The organism is Shigella sp. FJ200513 (assembly GCF_040495915.1).
Lineage (GTDB): Bacteria > Pseudomonadota > Gammaproteobacteria > Enterobacterales > Enterobacteriaceae > ECMA0423.
Window position 1 is genome coordinate 43209 of record NZ_JBDYCV010000002.1, and the last position, 16472, is coordinate 59680.

12 protein-coding genes and 2 pseudogenes are annotated in these 16472 nt (G+C 51.2%); 10 read left to right on the top strand and 4 right to left on the bottom strand.

Annotated elements, in window-relative coordinates:
• The first annotated feature begins 271 nt into the window (after positions 1–271).
• A complete protein-coding gene (gene ptsG / locus ABZJ92_RS00910) occupies positions 272–1705 on the top strand; it encodes a PTS glucose transporter subunit IIBC (RefSeq protein ID WP_000475711.1) in 1434 nt (477 codons plus the stop codon).
• Between the two features lie 59 nt (positions 1706–1764).
• Here ptsG and fhuE read toward each other — a convergent pair.
• Positions 1765–3950: pseudogene (fhuE, locus tag ABZJ92_RS00915) on the bottom strand (ferric-rhodotorulic acid/ferric-coprogen receptor FhuE).
• 332 nt (positions 3951–4282) lie between these two features.
• Here fhuE and hinT point away from each other — a divergent pair.
• The 8 genes from hinT to ABZJ92_RS00955 all read left to right on the top strand — a co-directional run bounded on the left by hinT (position 4283) and on the right by ABZJ92_RS00955 (position 10562).
• Entirely contained in the window at positions 4283–4642 is a 360-nt protein-coding gene (gene hinT, locus ABZJ92_RS00920) for a purine nucleoside phosphoramidase (RefSeq protein ID WP_000807125.1), read from the top strand.
• A gap of 2 nt (positions 4643–4644) precedes the next feature.
• Positions 4645–5022: a YcfL family protein gene (locus tag ABZJ92_RS00925; RefSeq protein WP_001225296.1), complete on the top strand. Its 378-nt coding sequence runs from the start codon at positions 4645–4647 to the stop codon at positions 5020–5022.
• Between the two features lie 14 nt (positions 5023–5036).
• Positions 5037–5678, top strand: a complete 642-nt coding sequence (gene lpoB / locus ABZJ92_RS00930) for a penicillin-binding protein activator LpoB (protein WP_000164448.1) — start codon at positions 5037–5039, stop codon at positions 5676–5678.
• Positions 5659–6483 carry a thiamine kinase gene (gene thiK / locus ABZJ92_RS00935; RefSeq protein WP_001116580.1) on the top strand — a complete coding sequence of 275 codons (825 nt, stop codon included), beginning with the start codon at positions 5659–5661 and terminating at the stop codon, positions 6481–6483. Before lpoB ends, thiK begins: the two co-directional genes overlap by 20 nt.
• A 10-nt stretch (positions 6484–6493) precedes the next feature.
• Complete coding sequence (gene nagZ / locus ABZJ92_RS00940; protein ID WP_000529301.1) at positions 6494–7519, top strand: beta-N-acetylhexosaminidase; 1026 nt, start codon at positions 6494–6496, stop codon at positions 7517–7519.
• A 22-nt stretch (positions 7520–7541) separates the two neighbouring features.
• A complete protein-coding gene (ycfP, locus tag ABZJ92_RS00945; protein ID WP_000587933.1) occupies positions 7542–8084 on the top strand; it encodes an alpha/beta hydrolase YcfP in 543 nt (180 codons plus the stop codon).
• Positions 8085–8491: 407 nt separating this feature from the next.
• On the top strand, positions 8492–9796 hold the full coding sequence (ndh, locus tag ABZJ92_RS00950) for an NADH-quinone dehydrogenase (RefSeq protein ID WP_005048063.1): 1305 nt from the start codon (positions 8492–8494) through the stop codon (positions 9794–9796).
• A gap of 226 nt (positions 9797–10022) precedes the next feature.
• Positions 10023–10562 (top strand): glycine zipper 2TM domain-containing protein, encoded by a 540-nt coding sequence (locus ABZJ92_RS00955; protein WP_001043459.1) that lies wholly within the window; start codon positions 10023–10025, stop codon positions 10560–10562.
• Positions 10563–10623: 61 nt separating this feature from the next.
• On the opposite strand, the gene comR is transcribed toward ABZJ92_RS00955, so the two are convergent.
• The gene (gene comR, locus ABZJ92_RS00960) at positions 10624–11256 is read right to left on the bottom strand and encodes a TetR family copper-responsive transcriptional repressor ComR (protein WP_000179805.1); all 633 of its coding nucleotides are present in this window, start codon (positions 11254–11256) and stop codon (positions 10624–10626) included.
• Between the two features lie 240 nt (positions 11257–11496).
• Between comR and bhsA the strand changes: the two are divergent.
• Positions 11497–11753: pseudogene (gene bhsA, locus ABZJ92_RS00965) on the top strand (multiple stress resistance protein BhsA).
• A gap of 82 nt (positions 11754–11835) precedes the next feature.
• On the opposite strand, the gene ldtC reads toward bhsA, so the two are convergent.
• Both ldtC and mfd read right to left on the bottom strand, forming a co-directional pair.
• Positions 11836–12798: a L,D-transpeptidase LdtC gene (gene ldtC, locus ABZJ92_RS00970; protein ID WP_005098471.1), complete on the bottom strand. Its 963-nt coding sequence runs from the start codon at positions 12796–12798 to the stop codon at positions 11836–11838.
• A gap of 142 nt (positions 12799–12940) precedes the next feature.
• The gene (gene mfd, locus ABZJ92_RS00975) at positions 12941–16387 is read right to left on the bottom strand and encodes a transcription-repair coupling factor (protein WP_005048053.1); all 3447 of its coding nucleotides are present in this window, start codon (positions 16385–16387) and stop codon (positions 12941–12943) included.
• Positions 16388–16472 lie beyond the last annotated feature (85 nt).

Sequence of the window (16472 nt, forward strand, 5' to 3'; positions counted from 1 at the left end):
TTAATGGCTAAAACGAGTAAAGTTCACCGCCGAAAATTGGGCGGTGAATAACCGCGTTTGAAATATTGTGACATATGTTTTGTCAAAATGTGCAACTTCTCCAATGATCTGAAGTTGAAACGTGATAGCCGTCAAACAAATTGGCACTGAATTATTTTACTCTGTGTAATAAATAAAGGGCGCTTAGATGCCCTGTACACGGCGAGGCTCTCCCCCCTTGCCACGCGTGAGAACGTAAAAAAAGCACCCATACTCAGGAGCACTCTCAATTATGTTTAAGAATGCATTTGCTAACCTGCAAAAGGTCGGTAAATCGCTGATGCTGCCGGTATCCGTACTACCTATCGCAGGTATTCTGCTGGGCGTCGGTTCCGCGAATTTCAGCTGGCTGCCCGCCGTTGTATCGCATGTTATGGCAGAAGCAGGCGGTTCCGTCTTTGCAAACATGCCACTGATTTTTGCGATCGGTGTCGCCCTCGGCTTTACCAATAACGATGGCGTATCCGCGCTGGCCGCAGTTGTTGCCTATGGCATCATGGTTAAAACCATGGCCGTGGTTGCGCCACTGGTACTGCATTTACCTGCTGAAGAAATCGCCTCTAAACACTTGGCGGATACTGGCGTACTCGGAGGGATTATCTCCGGTGCGATTGCAGCGTACATGTTTAACCGTTTCTACCGTATTAAGCTGCCTGAGTATCTTGGCTTCTTTGCCGGTAAACGCTTTGTGCCGATCATTTCTGGCCTGGCTGCCATCTTTACTGGCGTTGTGCTGTCCTTCATTTGGCCGCCGATTGGTTCTGCAATCCAGACCTTCTCTCAGTGGGCTGCTTACCAGAACCCGGTAGTTGCGTTTGGCATTTACGGTTTCATCGAACGTTGCCTGGTACCGTTTGGTCTGCACCACATCTGGAACGTACCTTTCCAGATGCAGATTGGTGAATACACCAACGCAGCAGGTCAGGTTTTCCACGGCGACATTCCGCGTTATATGGCGGGTGACCCGACTGCGGGTAAACTGTCTGGTGGCTTCCTGTTCAAAATGTACGGTCTGCCAGCTGCCGCAATTGCTATCTGGCACTCTGCTAAACCAGAAAACCGCGCGAAAGTGGGCGGTATTATGATCTCCGCGGCGCTGACCTCGTTCCTGACCGGTATCACCGAGCCGATCGAGTTCTTCTTCATGTTCGTTGCGCCGATCCTGTACATCATCCACGCGATTCTGGCAGGCCTGGCATTCCCAATCTGTATTCTTCTGGGGATGCGTGACGGTACGTCGTTCTCGCACGGTCTGATCGACTTCATCGTTCTGTCTGGTAACAGCAGCAAACTGTGGCTGTTACCGATCGTCGGTATCGGTTATGCGATTGTTTACTACACCATCTTCCGCGTGCTGATTAAAGCACTGGATCTGAAAACGCCGGGTCGTGAAGACGCGACTGAAGATGCAAAAGCAACAGGTACCAGCGAAATGGCACCGGCTCTGGTTGCTGCATTTGGTGGTAAAGAAAACATTACTAACCTCGACGCATGTATTACCCGTCTGCGCGTCAGCGTTGCTGATGTGTCTAAAGTGGATCAGGCTGGCCTGAAGAAACTGGGCGCAGCGGGCGTAGTGGTTGCTGGTTCTGGTGTTCAGGCTATTTTCGGTACTAAATCCGATAACCTGAAAACCGAGATGGATGAGTACATCCGTAACCACTAATCCGTAAGACGTTGGGGAGACTAAGGCAGCCAGATGGCTGCCTTTTTTACAGGTGTTATTCAGAATTGATACGTGCCGGTAATGCTGAAATTACGCGGTGCGCCGTAGACGATAGAACCTTCCATGTTGGTATCGTAGGTTTTGTCGAACAGGTTATTGACGTTCCCCTGTAACGAGAAGTTTTTCGTCACCTGGTAGCGGGTGAAGAGATCCACCAGCGCGTAGCTACCTTGCTCGGCGCGGAAGGTGCCATACGGTGTCACGGTGTCGGTATACACGCGATTTTGCCAGTTAACACCACCGCCGACTGTCAACTCTGGCATGACAGGCAACCGATAGCTGGTGAACATTTTAACCGTGGTGCGTGGCAGATTAGGATTAACGGCGTTTCCTTCGTTATCCTCTGCAAGATAGCGCGTTGCGCCAAATGTCAGCTGCCAGTTGTCGGTAATTGCGCCGTTGAGTTCAAATTCCACCCCTTTACTGACTGTCCCATCCACCGCTTTATAGGCGGTTTCGCCGTTGCTGCCGGGGATAGGTGTACCGGTGGACTGAGCGACATTATCCTGCTCAATACGGAAGATGGCTAACGTGGTGGTCAGACGGCTATTCATCCAGTCCGATTTCAGACCCAGCTCGTAGTTGTTACCGGTGATTGGAGCCAGATATTTGCCTGAACTGTCACGATCATTTTGCGGCTGGAAAATAGAGGTATAGCTGGCGTAGGTCGACCAGTTGTCATTGATGTCAAACACCAGACCAGCGTAAGGCGTGGTGTGGTTTTTCTCCATGCTGTAAGTCAGCGTATCAACCCGCCAGTTGGTATAACGTGCGCCGAGGATCAGATGCAGCGGATCGGCAAGGGTGACACGAGTGGCAGCATATAACGATTTCATATGTGTGGTATCGTCCTGCGCCAGGCTCTGTGATGACCAGTCGGCTTGTGGGAAATTGCCATTAAAGTTGTAGAAACTGCCAATTTCATCCGGGAAGATGTTGGCCCATGAACTGAACGATTGTTTTGTTTGCTGTAACTGCCACCAAACATTAGATTGTGCTGACGACCAAACAATTCATAACTACCGTCAGCGAACAAATCCAGCGCATCAACTTTACGTTTGCCACTGTTCCAACCGGTGCCGCCGACATGATCAAAGCCAGGTCCATAATTACTGTATGGCCCAACCAGCATACCATCCGCTTTGTTTACATAGGCATCGACATACATCATTTTGCTGTCAAATTCGACTTCAGAGTGGGTGGCATTCAGTGTCGCTTGCCAGGTATCAGCAAACCGCTGCTTCAGGGTCATAAAGACCTTGTTGATCTCTTTATCGTTGTACGCCCAGTCAGGTGCGGTACTGCGTGCGCGATCGTAACTGTTGCTGCTGCCATCAGTATTCCAGCGCGGTAAACCGCCCCAGGTTGGGCTATTAACATCAATGCGCTGATATTCGTAACCGGCTGAAAGCGTCGTAAGATCGCCTAAATCAGCATCGACAATGCCCGAGAAGAAGGTCTTTTCACTATTGTAGCGGTCCAGCCATGAGTCGTTATTCTGGTAGCCGCCGACAATTCGCGCGCGGATTTTACCGTCTTCGGTGAGTGGGCTTTGTAAATCCGCCACATACCGTTCTTTGTTCCAGCTACCGTATTCCGCCGAGACATCGCCTTTAAATTCACGACAGGTCGCGTGTTTTCGAACCATATTAATTGCCGCAGATGGATTACCCGTCCCGGTCATGAGTCCTGTCGCGCCACGCACTACTTCTACGCGTTCAAACAGTGCCATATCAGAAAGTGCGTCGCCCAGATTCCAGCGCGATTCAAAATAGGTGGGGATACCATCAACCATATAGTTATCGATCTGGAATCCGCGGGAATAATAAAGAGCACGATCGGAATCCGCCTGACTTTTGCTGATCCCCAGCGTGTTTTCCATCACTTCGCCCAGCGTTTGTAACTGCTGATCTTCCATCCGCTGCTGGCTAACAATAGTGACCGACTGAGGAATATCATGTTGAGTCATCTGCATTTTGGTACCCGCAGAGGTAGACGTTACGCTGTAATCATTTTCGCCATCATCTGGAGCTGTGGCTGAACCCTCAACAATCACCGTTTCTTCAGTGGCTGGTGCAGCAAAAGCGGCAGAAGGTAATAGTGCCAGTGCTATGCAACCGGCAAGTAGTGACGGTTTGGTGATGACTTGATATTGATTATCCCTGTTAAATTGTGTTGAAAGCATTTGAAATCTCTTGGTTTATGTTGTCGTCAGGCTCATGCCGGAGGAGGGTGATGAGCGGTTATATTTAGTGTGCGAATAATTTTGCTGCAAATGCAAATGAGAAATATACGCATTCATATTTGTCGTGTAAACCAAACAGAGAATGTCTTTTCAGCGCATTCGCAGGCAGAAATGGGAATAATGGCGATATATACGGCAGCAAAACGATTTTTTGCTTAAGAAATCGTGAGTTAAGATTGAAAGAGCAGGTTTAACTCGACCATACTCTATACTCGCAGTGTGGCGCGGCGTAGCATGGCGCAACGCATGGCTATTTGAAAAAGGAAAATGTCGTGGCAGAAGAAACTATATTCAGCAAAATTATTCGTCGTGAGATCCCCTCCGATATCGTCTACCAGGATGATCTGGTAACGGCGTTTCGCGATATTTCGCCGCAAGCGCCAACGCATATTCTGATCATTCCGAATATTCTCATTCCGACTGTGAACGACGTGTCAGCTGAGCATGAGCAGGCGCTGGGACGCATGATCACCGTAGCGGCAAAAATTGCTGAGCAAGAAGGTATTGCCGAAGATGGCTATCGTCTGATCATGAATACCAACCGCCATGGCGGACAAGAGGTTTACCACATCCATATGCACTTGTTGGGTGGCCGTCCGCTGGGACCAATGCTGGCGCATAAAGGTCTGTAACGATGAGAAAAGGATGCTTTGGGCTGGTGTCTCTGGTGTTGTTACTGCTGGTGGGCTGTCGTTCACATCCGGAAATTCCGGTGAATGATGAGCAATCGCTGGTGATGGAGTCATCTTTATTGGCTGCGGGCATCAGTGCAGAAAAGCCCGTCCTTTCGACGTCTGATATTCAACCTTCAGCATCCTCAACGATTTATAACGAAAGGCAAGAACCCGTTACCGTTCATTATCGTTTTTACTGGTATGACGCCAGAGGGCTGGAGATGCATCCTCTGGAAAGGCCACGCAGCGTTACCATTCCCGCACATTCGGCGGTAACGCTGTACGGCAGCGCCAATTTTCTGGGGGCGCACAAAGTCAGACTTTATCTATATTTGTAAAGGGGTGAATCTTGATGACAAAAATGAGTCGCTACGCCTTGATTACCGCGCTGGCGATGTTTCTCGCCGGGTGTGTGGGGCAACGTGAACCTGCACCGGTAGAAGAAGTGAAACCAGCGCCGGAACAACCAGCCGAGCCACAACAGCCTGTCCCCACAGTGCCCTCGGTGCCGACGATCCCGCAGCAGCCAGGCCCAATTGAGCACGAAGATCGAACGGCACCGCCTGCGCCGCATATTCGCCATTATGACTGGAATGGCGCAATGCAGCCGATGGTCAGTAAGATGCTTGGGGCTGACGGGGTGACTGCGGGTAGCGTCCTGCTGGTTGATAGCGTTAACAACCGTACTAACGGTTCGCTGAATGCCGCAGAAGCGACCGAAACGCTGCGAAATGCGCTGGCTAATAACGGGAAATTTACCCTGGTTTCCGCCCAGCAACTGTCGATGGCTAAGCAACAGTTAGGTTTGTCGCCGCAGGACAGTTTAGGCACCCGTAGTAAAGCCATAGGCATTGCCCGCAATGTCGGCGCTCATTACGTGCTGTACTCCTGCGCCTCTGGCAACGTTAACGCTCCGACCCTACAAATGCAGCTGATGCTGGTGCAGACGGGCGAAATTATCTGGTCAGGTAAAGGTGCCGTTTCGCAGCAATAATCCCATCACGCGCGACGAATTGCTGTCGCGCTTTTTCCCGCAGTTTCATCCCGTCACGACGTTTAATAGTGGGCTTAGTGGCGGTAGTTTTCTCATTGAACATCAGGGCCAGCGTTTTGTTGTGCGTCAGCCGCACGATCCTGATGCGCCGCAGTCCGCGTTCTTGCGCCAGTATCGGGCTTTATCACAACTACCCGCAAGCATTGCACCGAAGCCGCATTTATATCTCCGTGACTGGATGGTAGTCGACTATCTGCCCGGTGCGGTAAAAACGTATTTGCCGGATACCAACGAACTGGCAGGCTTGCTGTATTATCTACATCAACAACCACGTTTTGGCTGGCGAATAACGCTGTTGCCCTTACTGGAACTGTACTGGCAGCAAAGCGATCCGGCGCGGCGGACTGTGGGTTGGCTGCGAATGTTAAAACGTCTGCGCAAAGCGCGGGAACCACGACCTTTACGCTTAAGTCCATTGCATATGGATGTCCACGCCGGAAATTTAGTGCATAGCGCATCAGGGTTAAAACTCATCGACTGGGAGTATGCTGGAGATGGTGATATCGCGCTGGAACTGGCGGCGGTGTGGGTGGAAAATACTGAACAGCACCGGCAATTGGTCAATGACTATGCCACTCGCGCGAAGATTTATCCGGCGCAATTATGGCGTCAGGTCAGGCGATGGTTTCCCTGGCTGCTGATGCTCAAAGGAGGGTGGTTTGAGTACCGCTGGCGACAAACCGGCGATCAACAATTTATCAGGCTGGCCGATGACACCTGGCGGCAGCTATTAATAAAACAATAAGGAGAGCAGTGTGGGTCCAGTAATGTTGGATGTCGAAGGTTACGAACTGGACGCGGAAGAGCGTGAAATACTGGCGCATCCGCTGGTGGGAGGGCTGATTCTCTTTACGCGTAACTATCATGATCCTGCCCAGTTACGTGAACTGGTGCGCCAGATCCGCGCAGCATCGCGCAATCATCTGGTGGTGGCGGTAGATCAGGAAGGTGGACGCGTGCAGCGTTTTCGCGAAGGTTTTACCCGCTTACCGGCAGCACAATCCTTTGCTGCGCTGTTGGGAATGGAAGAGGGCGGCAAACTGGCGCAAGAGGCGGGTTGGCTGATGGCCAGCGAAATGATCGCTATGGATATTGATATCAGCTTTGCGCCAGTGCTGGATGTCGGGCATATCAGCGCGGCGATTGGCGAGCGTTCTTATCATGCCGATCCACAAAAAGCCCTGGCAATTGCCAGCCGGTTTATTGATGGTATGCATGAAGCCGGAATGAAAACGACCGGGAAACACTTCCCAGGACACGGTGCAGTAACGGCAGACTCACACAAAGAAACACCGTGCGATCCACGTCCACAAGCGGAGATTCGCGCTAAAGATATGTCGGTCTTCAGTTCCTTAATCCGCGAAAATAAACTCGACGCCATTATGCCTGCGCATGTGATCTACAGTGATGTTGATCCGCGTCCGGCGAGCGGTTCTCCCTACTGGCTGAAAACCGTTTTGCGTCAGGAACTGGGGTTTGACGGCGTGATTTTCTCTGACGATTTATCGATGGAAGGTGCCGCGATTATGGGCAGTTATGCCGAACGCGGGCAGGCATCACTGGATGCGGGTTGCGATATGATCCTGGTCTGCAATAATCGTAAAGGGGCCGTCAGCGTGTTAGATAATCTGTCACCGATCAAGGCAGAACGTGTTACACGTTTGTATCATAAAGGTTCATTTTCGCGACAGGAACTGATGGACTCGGCTCGCTGGAAAGCGATCAGCACCCGTCTGAATCAGTTACATGAACGCTGGCAGGAAGAGAAAGTAGGTCACTAACCCTGGCTTATGTGAGGAAGCGATGATTATCTATTTACACGGTTTTGACTCTAACAGTCCGGGTAACCACGAGAAAGTCTTACAATTGCAGTTTATTGACCCGGATGTACGCTTGATAAGCTACAGTACGCGGCATCCGAAACATGATATGCAGCATCTGCTTAAAGAAGTGGACAAAATGTTGCAACTGAACGTTGACGAGCGTCCGCTAATTTGCGGCGTTGGCCTGGGCGGATACTGGGCGGAACGGATTGGTTTTCTTTGCGATATCCGCCAGGTGATCTTCAACCCTAATTTGTTCCCTTATGAGAACATGGAAGGCAAGATTGATCGCCCGGAAGAGTATGCCGATATTGCCACTAAGTGTGTGACCAACTTCCGCGAGAAGAATCGCGATCGTTGTCTGGTTATTTTGTCGCGTAATGATGAAGCACTTAACAGCCAGCGGACATCTGAAGAGTTGCATCATTATTACGAGATTGTCTGGGACGAAGAGCAGACGCACAAATTCAAGAATATCTCCCCGCATTTACAGCGCATTAAAGCGTTCAAAACCCTCGGGTAAATGCCCTCGTCGCATCAGGTAACCTTGCCGGTACCTGATGCGCTCCGAATTCTGTAAGTCGGATAAGGCGTCCACGCCGCATCCGACAGTCGAGCATCAATGCCTGATGCGATGCTGCGCATCTTATCAGGACGACCAAACGCCCTCGATATACGCTTCACCCTATATTACCCTTCCGAATTTGCTCAAATAATAAACAATAAACTCTATTTTTTGATCTCCCCCGGTAAAGTTGCCTATCTTTTAAGCAACAAAACTTGATTAACATCAATTTTGGTATGACCAATGCACCATTCATGTTATTCTCAATAGCGAAGAACATTTTCATTGCTGTAACCTGTTGTTAATTAAGAGCTATGTTAATAACCATTAATTAACAATTGGTTAATAAATTTAAGGGGGGCACGTTGACTACGCCATTGAAAAAGATTGTGATTGTCGGCGGCGGTGCTGGTGGGCTGGAAATGGCAACACAGCTGGGGCATAAGCTGGGACGTAAGAAAAAAGCCAAAATTACGCTGGTCGATCGTAACCACAGCCACCTGTGGAAACCACTGCTGCACGAAGTGGCGACTGGCTCGCTTGATGAAGGCGTCGATGCGTTGAGCTATCTGGCCCATGCGCGCAATCATGGTTTCCAGTTCCAGTTGGGTTCCGTCATTGATATTGATCGTGAAGCGAAAACAATCACTATTGCAGAACTACGCGACGAGAAAGGTGAACTGTTGGTTCCGGAACGTAAAATCGCCTATGACACCCTGGTCATGGCGCTGGGTAGCACCTCTAACGATTTCAATACGCCAGGCGTCAAAGAGAACTGCATTTTCCTCGATAACCCGCACCAGGCGCGTCGCTTCCACCAGGAGATGCTGAATCTGTTCCTGAAATACTCTGCCAACCTGGGCGCAAATGGCAAAGTGAACATTGCGATTGTCGGCGGCGGCGCGACGGGTGTAGAACTCTCCGCTGAATTGCACAACGCGATCAAGCAACTGCACAGCTACGGTTACAAAGGCCTGACCAACGAAGCCCTGAACGTAACGCTGGTAGAAGCGGGAGAACGTATTTTGCCTGCATTACCGCCACGTATCTCTGCTGCGGCCCACAACGAGCTAACGAAACTTGGCGTTCGCGTGCTGACGCAAACCATGGTCACCAGTGCTGATGAAGGCGGCCTGCACACTAAAGATGGCGAATATATTGAGGCTGATCTGATGGTATGGGCAGCCGGGATCAAAGCGCCAGACTTCCTGAAAGATATCGGTGGTCTTGAAACTAACCGTATCAACCAGCTGGTGGTGGAACCGACGCTGCAAACCACTCGCGATCCAGACATTTACGCTATTGGCGACTGCGCGTCATGCCCGCGTCCGGAAGGGGGCTTTGTTCCGCCGCGTGCTCAGGCTGCACACCAGATGGCGACTTGCGCAATGAACAACATTCTGGCGCAGATGAACGGTAAGCCGCTGAAAAATTATCAGTATAAAGATCATGGTTCGCTGGTATCGCTGTCGAACTTCTCCACCGTTGGTAGCCTGATGGGTAACCTGACGCGCGGCTCAATGATGATTGAAGGACGAATTGCGCGCTTTGTATATATCTCGCTATACCGAATGCATCAGATTGCGCTGCATGGTTACTTTAAAACCGGATTAATGATGCTGGTGGGGAGTATTAACCGCGTTATCCGTCCGCGTTTGAAGTTGCATTAATCGACGTACACTGGCGGATGTGGTATAAACGCCTTATCCGCCCTGGACAAATGGTACGAGCGGTAGGCCTGATAAGACGCGTTAAGCGTCGCATCAGGCATTCCTTCAGACTCCTCCGAATCCTTAAGTATTTCCAGTCATTCCCGCGCTTTTCATCTTCTGTCTGATAGCTGCTTTTCTCCTTCGCTTGCATGATTGGCATAACTGCAAAGAAGGAGGTGTTCCCGTGAATAAATCAATGTTGGCGGGTATCGGGATTGGTGTCGCAGCTGCGTTGGGCGTAGCGGCAGTGGCCAGTCTGAACGTGTTTGAACGGGGCCCGCAATACGCTCAGGTTGTTTCTGCAACCCCAATCAAGGAAACGGTTAAAACACCGCGTCAGGAGTGTCGCAACGTCACAGTGACCCATCGTCGACCGGTGCAGGATGAAAATCGCATTACCGGGTCGGTGCTCGGCGCTGTTGCTGGTGGCGTGATAGGGCATCAGTTTGGTGGTGGTCGCGGTAAAGATGTCGCCACTGTTGTGGGGGCGCTGGGTGGTGGATATGCCGGTAACCAGATCCAGGGCTCTCTCCAGGAAAGCGATACTTACACGACTACGCAACAGCGTTGTAAAACGGTGTATGACAAGTCAGAAAAAATGCTCGGTTATGATGTGACCTATAAGATTGGCGATCAGCAGGGCAAAATCCGCATGGACCGCGATCCGGGTACGCAGATCCCGCTAGATAGTAACGGGCAACTGATTTTGAATAACAAAGTATAACAAGGCTGTACTCTGCAATTTGGCCCCTCATTCGCTCAGGCTGAGGGGCCTTTTTTGCGACTTATTTCACCAGTTCGGGCCATAAACGCAAAGTCGTTCCGGCAATCTGCATCAGTTTTTCCAGCGATGCACCTTCGCGTGCGCTGATCGACATCCCCTGAATAATACAATTAAGGAATTCTGCCAGATGTGTCACGTCACAGTGGGTCGGGATTTCCCCGCGCGCTTGTCGTTGACATAAAAACTGCTGCAAAGTGCGCTCTTGCATCGCATGGCGTGATTTCAACGTATTGGCTATATCTCCTGAATCTGGGGAGAGGGTGGTGCAGTTGTTGATCATGAAGCAGCCTGCCGGGGTGTCTTTGCTGGTAAAGCAGTTGGCGATGGCAGCAAAATAGTCAGCCAGCGCAGACTCCACGCTTTTCTCTTCACAAAACAGCTGTGCTTCATGCTTAGCGGCAAAACGATCGATATAGCGGTCGAGAACGGCACGAAATAACCCCTCTTTGTTGGTAAATTCCGCGTATAGCGTGGGCGCTTTGGCTCCGGTTGCTTCGACGAGGTCCGCAAGAGAAGTCGCTTCATAACCGTGTTGCCAGAACAATTTCATGGCCTTATCAAGCGCGGCATCCCTGTCGAACACTTTTGGGCGGCCACGGCTTTTTTTTACACATTGTGTTGAGTCAGTTGCCATGATGCCGTTGTACCTGGTGACTGTGAATGAAAGGTTATTATAAAAATAATCACCTCCGTTCACCAGTCCAGATCCCATAAAAATAATTGCTTTCTATTTGACTGAAATTTAAAGATTTTTAAATTAATTAATGATTGTTATAAAAAATATCTTGTATGTGATCCAGATCACATCTATCATTTAGTTATCGATCGTTAAGTAATTTCTTGCGACGTCATTCATCTGCATAAGGCCACTATTATGAAAAACGTAAAAACCTCATCGCTGCGGCGATTTTAAGCTCCATGTCATTTGCCAACTTTGCGGCTGTCGAAGTTCAGTCAACGCCAGAAGGCCAACAAAAAGTCGGTACTATCAGTGCTAACGCGGGGACAAATCTGGGATCGCTGGAAGAGCAGCTGGCGCAAAAAGCGGATGAGATGGGCGCAAAATCTTTCCGTATTACTTCTGTAACCGGTCCGAATACCCTCCATGGAACAGCAGTAATTTATAAATAAGCATTAACCCTCATTAATGCCTGCTACTGCTGATTTTTTCCCCGCGACATGCCGTGTCGCGGGGATTTTTTTTATCCAGGATTTACAGAGTTTGTGGGCTCACTTGATGACGGCGGACATCCACCGGCATCCCGGAACGGACATCCATCACATGTTGCATCACTTCAGCGTCAGTTTGTGCTGCATCTTTAAATGATTGCATTGCGCTATTCAGCGTAATTGGCAGCAGCTGCGGATCGTCATCAATCTTCTCTGACAGCGGCTGATGTACTTCAACCAGACGCGCACCGTTTGGTTCGGCAGAGACTTTTATCGGAGTGTTGATGATATTCACTTTGGTGCCTGGGGTGACCTGGCTAAAGAGTGTTTTGATATCGTCATCCCGCAGACGAATACAGCCAGAACTTACCCGCATGCCAATGCCGAAATCGGCGTTCGTACCGTGAAGCAAATAAACGCCGCCATAGGCCGCCAGACGAATCGCATGATGGCCCATTGGGTTATCCGGTCCAGCCGGCACTACCGCAGGCAACTCAATTCCCTGTGCTTTATAACGGGCGCGGATGTTTGCCGTTGGCGTCCAGGTTGGGTTTGCACGTTTGTCTGAAACGGTGGTCACCATTGTCGGTGTCAGCGTGTCACCACCTAACTGACCAATACCTATTGGATACACGGTTACCGAATTTTTACCCGGCGGGTAGTAATAGAGACGCAGCTCCGCAATGTTGATCACAATGCCTTCGCGCGGCGCGTCTGGAAGTAGGGTTTGCAACGGGATCGTTAACACGCTGCCCGCGCGCGGTACGTAAGGATCAACGCCGGGGTTAGCTTGTAACAGAGCGAGAAAGCCGACGTTATATTTTTTGGCGATGGCTTCCAGAGAACCACCGTCATTTTCCACCACATGAAATTTGTTTTCGCCAACCAGACGACTGCTCGCTGGCGGCAGCGGCCAGGTGTTGGCTTTTGCCGGTAGCGCCAGCGCCACGGCAGCGGCGAACGTAAAAAACGTTAGCCAGCGAGAAAAACGCGTTTTGATCATCACCAAAAATACATAATAAATATAAGGTTATTGTAATAAACAGATAAGCCTGAATTATGGATGGTGACAGTGTCGGATAGTGCAGGAAAGTGCAAAGAATTTGTAAATGTTGCAGATGGGGGCGCAGAAACGCCCCCGATTTACATTAAGCGATCGCGTTCTCTTCCAGTTCACGCATAAACTGGCGTACCCATTCGATACGCGTTTTCCGCTCACTCAAATCCTGAATAAATTTCAGGCGCGTCGGACCATCAAGGCGGTAATGCTGCGGCTGTTTTTGCAGCAAACCAATCAACCAGGCCGGATTAACGTGATTCTTCTCGGCAAATTCGATCACCCCGCCTTTCTCATTACCTTCCAGCTTCCTGATCCCCAGTTTCTGCGCTTGCTGGCGCAGACGGGCAATATCCAGCAGGGTACGCGCCGGATCTGGCAGCAGGCCGAAGCGATCGATAAGCTCGACTTTGATCTCTTCCAGTTCGTTTTCCGTTTTGGCGCTGGCAATACGTTTGTAGAACGACAGACGCGTGTTCACGTCAGGGATGAAATCATCTGGCAATAGCGACGGCATCCGCAGCTCGACTTCTGTTTGCTGGCTGGTGAGATCTTCCAGCGACGGCTCGCGTCCGGCTTTCAGTGCATCGACGGCGTTTTCCAGCAACTCCATATACAGCGAGAAACCGATGGTTTCCATTGAGCCGCTTTGTTCTTCGCCAAGCAGTTCACCCGCGCCGCGAATCTCCAGATCGTGCGTTGCCAGCGCAAAACCTGCCCCGAGATCTTCCAGCGAGGCAATCGCTTCAAGACGTTTTTGTGCATCGGTAGTCATCGCTTTTGGATGCGGCGTCAGCAGCCATGCATATGCCTGATGATGTGAACGTCCGACGCGACCGCGTAACTGGTGCAGCTGCGCCAGACCGAAGTGATCCGCACGTTCAATGATAATGGTGTTGGCTGTCGGGATGTCGATCCCGGTTTCGATAATGGTGGTACAAACCAGCACGTTGAAACGTTGATGATGGAAATCATTCATCACCCGTTCCAGTTCGCGCTCGCGCATCTGCCCGTGACCGATGGCAATCCGTGCTTCAGGCACCAGTTCTGCCAGCCGTTCGGCGGCTTTCTGAATGTTTTCCACATCATTGTAGAGATAATAAACCTGTCCTCCGCGCAAAATTTCACGCAGGATCGCCTCCCGGACCACCAGGCTGTCATACTCACGGACAAAGGTTTTAACTGCCAGACGACGGGCGGGCGGCGTGGCGATAATCGACAGGTCACGCATTCCGCTCATTGCCATATTCAGCGTACGTGGGATCGGCGTTGCAGTAAGCGTCAGAATATCCACGTTCGCGCGCATCGCTTTAATGCGCTCTTTATGACGCACCCCGAAGCGGTGTTCTTCATCGACAATCAGCAGGCCTAAATCTTTAAACTTGACGTCACTTTGCAGCAGTTTGTGCGTACCGATCAGAATATCGATTTTCCCTTCCGCCACTTCCGCAAGGATTTGCGTCTGCTCTTTGGCGCTGCGGAAACGGGAGATCATTTCGATACGTACCGGCCAGTTGGCGAAACGGTCGCGGAAGTTGTCGTAATGCTGCTGCGCAAGAAGGGTGGTAGGCACCAACACCGCTACCTGCTTGTGGTTATCTACTGCCAGGAAAGCGGCGCGCATCGCCACTTCTGTTTTACCAAAGCCAACATCGCCGCACACCAGACGATCCATTGCCAGCGGCTGACACATGTCGCTAAGTACCGCATTAATGGCCTGCGCCTGATCCGGCGTGGTTTCAAACGGGAAGCTGTCGCAGAATAACTGATACTGCTCACGATCGTGTTTAAACGCGAAGCCCTCTTTGGCGGCGCGTTGCGCGTAGATATCCAGCAATTCCGCCGCCACATCACGCACTTTTTCCGCCGCTTTCTGCCGCGCGCGTGACCACGCATCGCCGCCAAGTTTATGCAGCGGGGCGTTTTCTTCCGCGCCACCTGCGTAACGGCTAATCAGATGCAGTGACGACACCGGAACATACAGTTTGGCGTCGTTGGCATAGGTGAGCATCAGGTACTCGCCAGTAATGCCGCCAGCTTCCAGCGTGGTCATTCCGGCATAGCGACCGACGCCGTGCTCCAGATGGACCACCGGCTGACCAATATGCAGCTCCGCAAGGTTACGGATCAGTGTATCGGGGTTGATGGTGCGGCGAGAATCCTGACGACGGCGGGCAACACGTTCACCGAGCAGATCGCTTTCGCAGATCAGCGCCAGATTACGCGCCTTATCGACAAAACCATGTTCGGCAGCGCCAATCATCAGATAACGCCCACGGTCGCTGGCTTCATCAAGACGCATAATGCGTTGCGGAGCAATTTTAATTCGTGCGAGCAGTTCACCCAGCGCTTCACGGCGACCTTCACTTTCTACCGAGAACACCACCGGACCGTCGAAAGTCTCGAGGAACTTACGCAGCGCATCCAGCGGCGCTTTTTGTTGCGCCTGAACGGCCAGGTCTGGCAGTTTCTGGAAACCTAAATTGGCATTCGCGGCTTTTGTCGGTAAATGTTCAGTTTTTAGCTGCACTCGGGGCCAGTTTTTCAGCTCTGAGAAGAGCTCGTCCACCCGCAGCCAGAGCGATTGTGGTGGCAACAGCGGGCGCATCGGATCGACGCCGCGATTCTCAAAACGCGCCAGCGTGTCAGCCTGGAAACGTTCGGCACTGGTTTCCAGATCGCCAGTATTCACGAGCAAGGTATTGGCAGGGAAATAACTGAACAGCGGTGGCAGTGGTTCGCTGAAGAACAATGGCTGCCAGTACTCGATCCCAGCAGGTAATGTGCCTTTACTCACTTGCTGGTAAATATGTTCCGGATCGCGCTTCACTTCGAAGGTATCGCGCCACTGGCTGCGGAACAGTTCAATTGCCGCTTTATCGGTCGGAAATTCGTGCGCGGGCAGCAGATTGATCGCTTCTACTTCCTCCAGCGTGCGCTGGCTGTCGACGTCAAACACCCGCAGGCTGTCGATTTCATCATCAAAGAAATCAAGACGATAAGGCAGCTCACTCCCCATCGGGAAGAGATCCAGCAACGCGCCGCGCGTGGCGTATTCGCCGTGCTCCATCACCTGGTCAACATGGCGATAACCGGCGCTGTCCAGTTGGGTTCGTAATGCATCTCGTGACAGGCGCTGACCTTTTTTCATCACCAGCGCATGACCGTGGAGAAAACTGTGTGGGCAAACGCGCTGCATAAGCGTATTCACCGGAACAATCAGTATGCCACGCTGCATCGTCGGTAGCTGGTAAAGGGTGGAAAGGCGCGAGGAGATAATGTCCTGATGAGGCGAAAAACTGTCGTAGGGAAGAGTTTCCCAGTCCGCCAGATTCATCACCATCTGATCGGTGAACTGGCTGATTTCATCATGCAAACGCAGAGCATTTTGCATATCTGGTGCAATGAGTACCACCGGACCGGCGTGACGTTCGGCAATTTCCGCTACCAGCGTTGCACAGGCTGCGCCGGTTAACTCGCCCAGCAGACGCTGCTCACCCGCTTTGACGGGCAGCGTATAACGATATTGTTCAGGCATAACGGTTGTCAGATTCTCGTTAGGATATGCCTCAACATATGGGGGCATATCTCTGATAAGCAATGCTGTTCATTATCCGTAATCG

Bases quoted from the DNA above. Each gene is read 5' to 3' on its own strand.
- ptsG (WP_000475711.1), top strand. From the start codon at position 272: ATGTTTAAGAATGCATTTGCTAACCTGCAAAAGGTCGGTAAATCGCTG.
- ABZJ92_RS00925 (WP_001225296.1), top strand. From the start codon at position 4,645: ATGAGAAAAGGATGCTTTGGGCTGGTGTCTCTGGTGTTGTTACTGCTG.
- lpoB (WP_000164448.1), top strand. From the start codon at position 5,037: ATGACAAAAATGAGTCGCTACGCCTTGATTACCGCGCTGGCGATGTTT.
- ycfP (WP_000587933.1), top strand. From the start codon at position 7,542: ATGATTATCTATTTACACGGTTTTGACTCTAACAGTCCGGGTAACCAC.
- comR (WP_000179805.1), bottom strand. From the start codon at position 11,256: ATGGCAACTGACTCAACACAATGTGTAAAAAAAAGCCGTGGCCGCCCA.
- mfd (WP_005048053.1), bottom strand. From the start codon at position 16,387: ATGCCTGAACAATATCGTTATACGCTGCCCGTCAAAGCGGGTGAGCAG.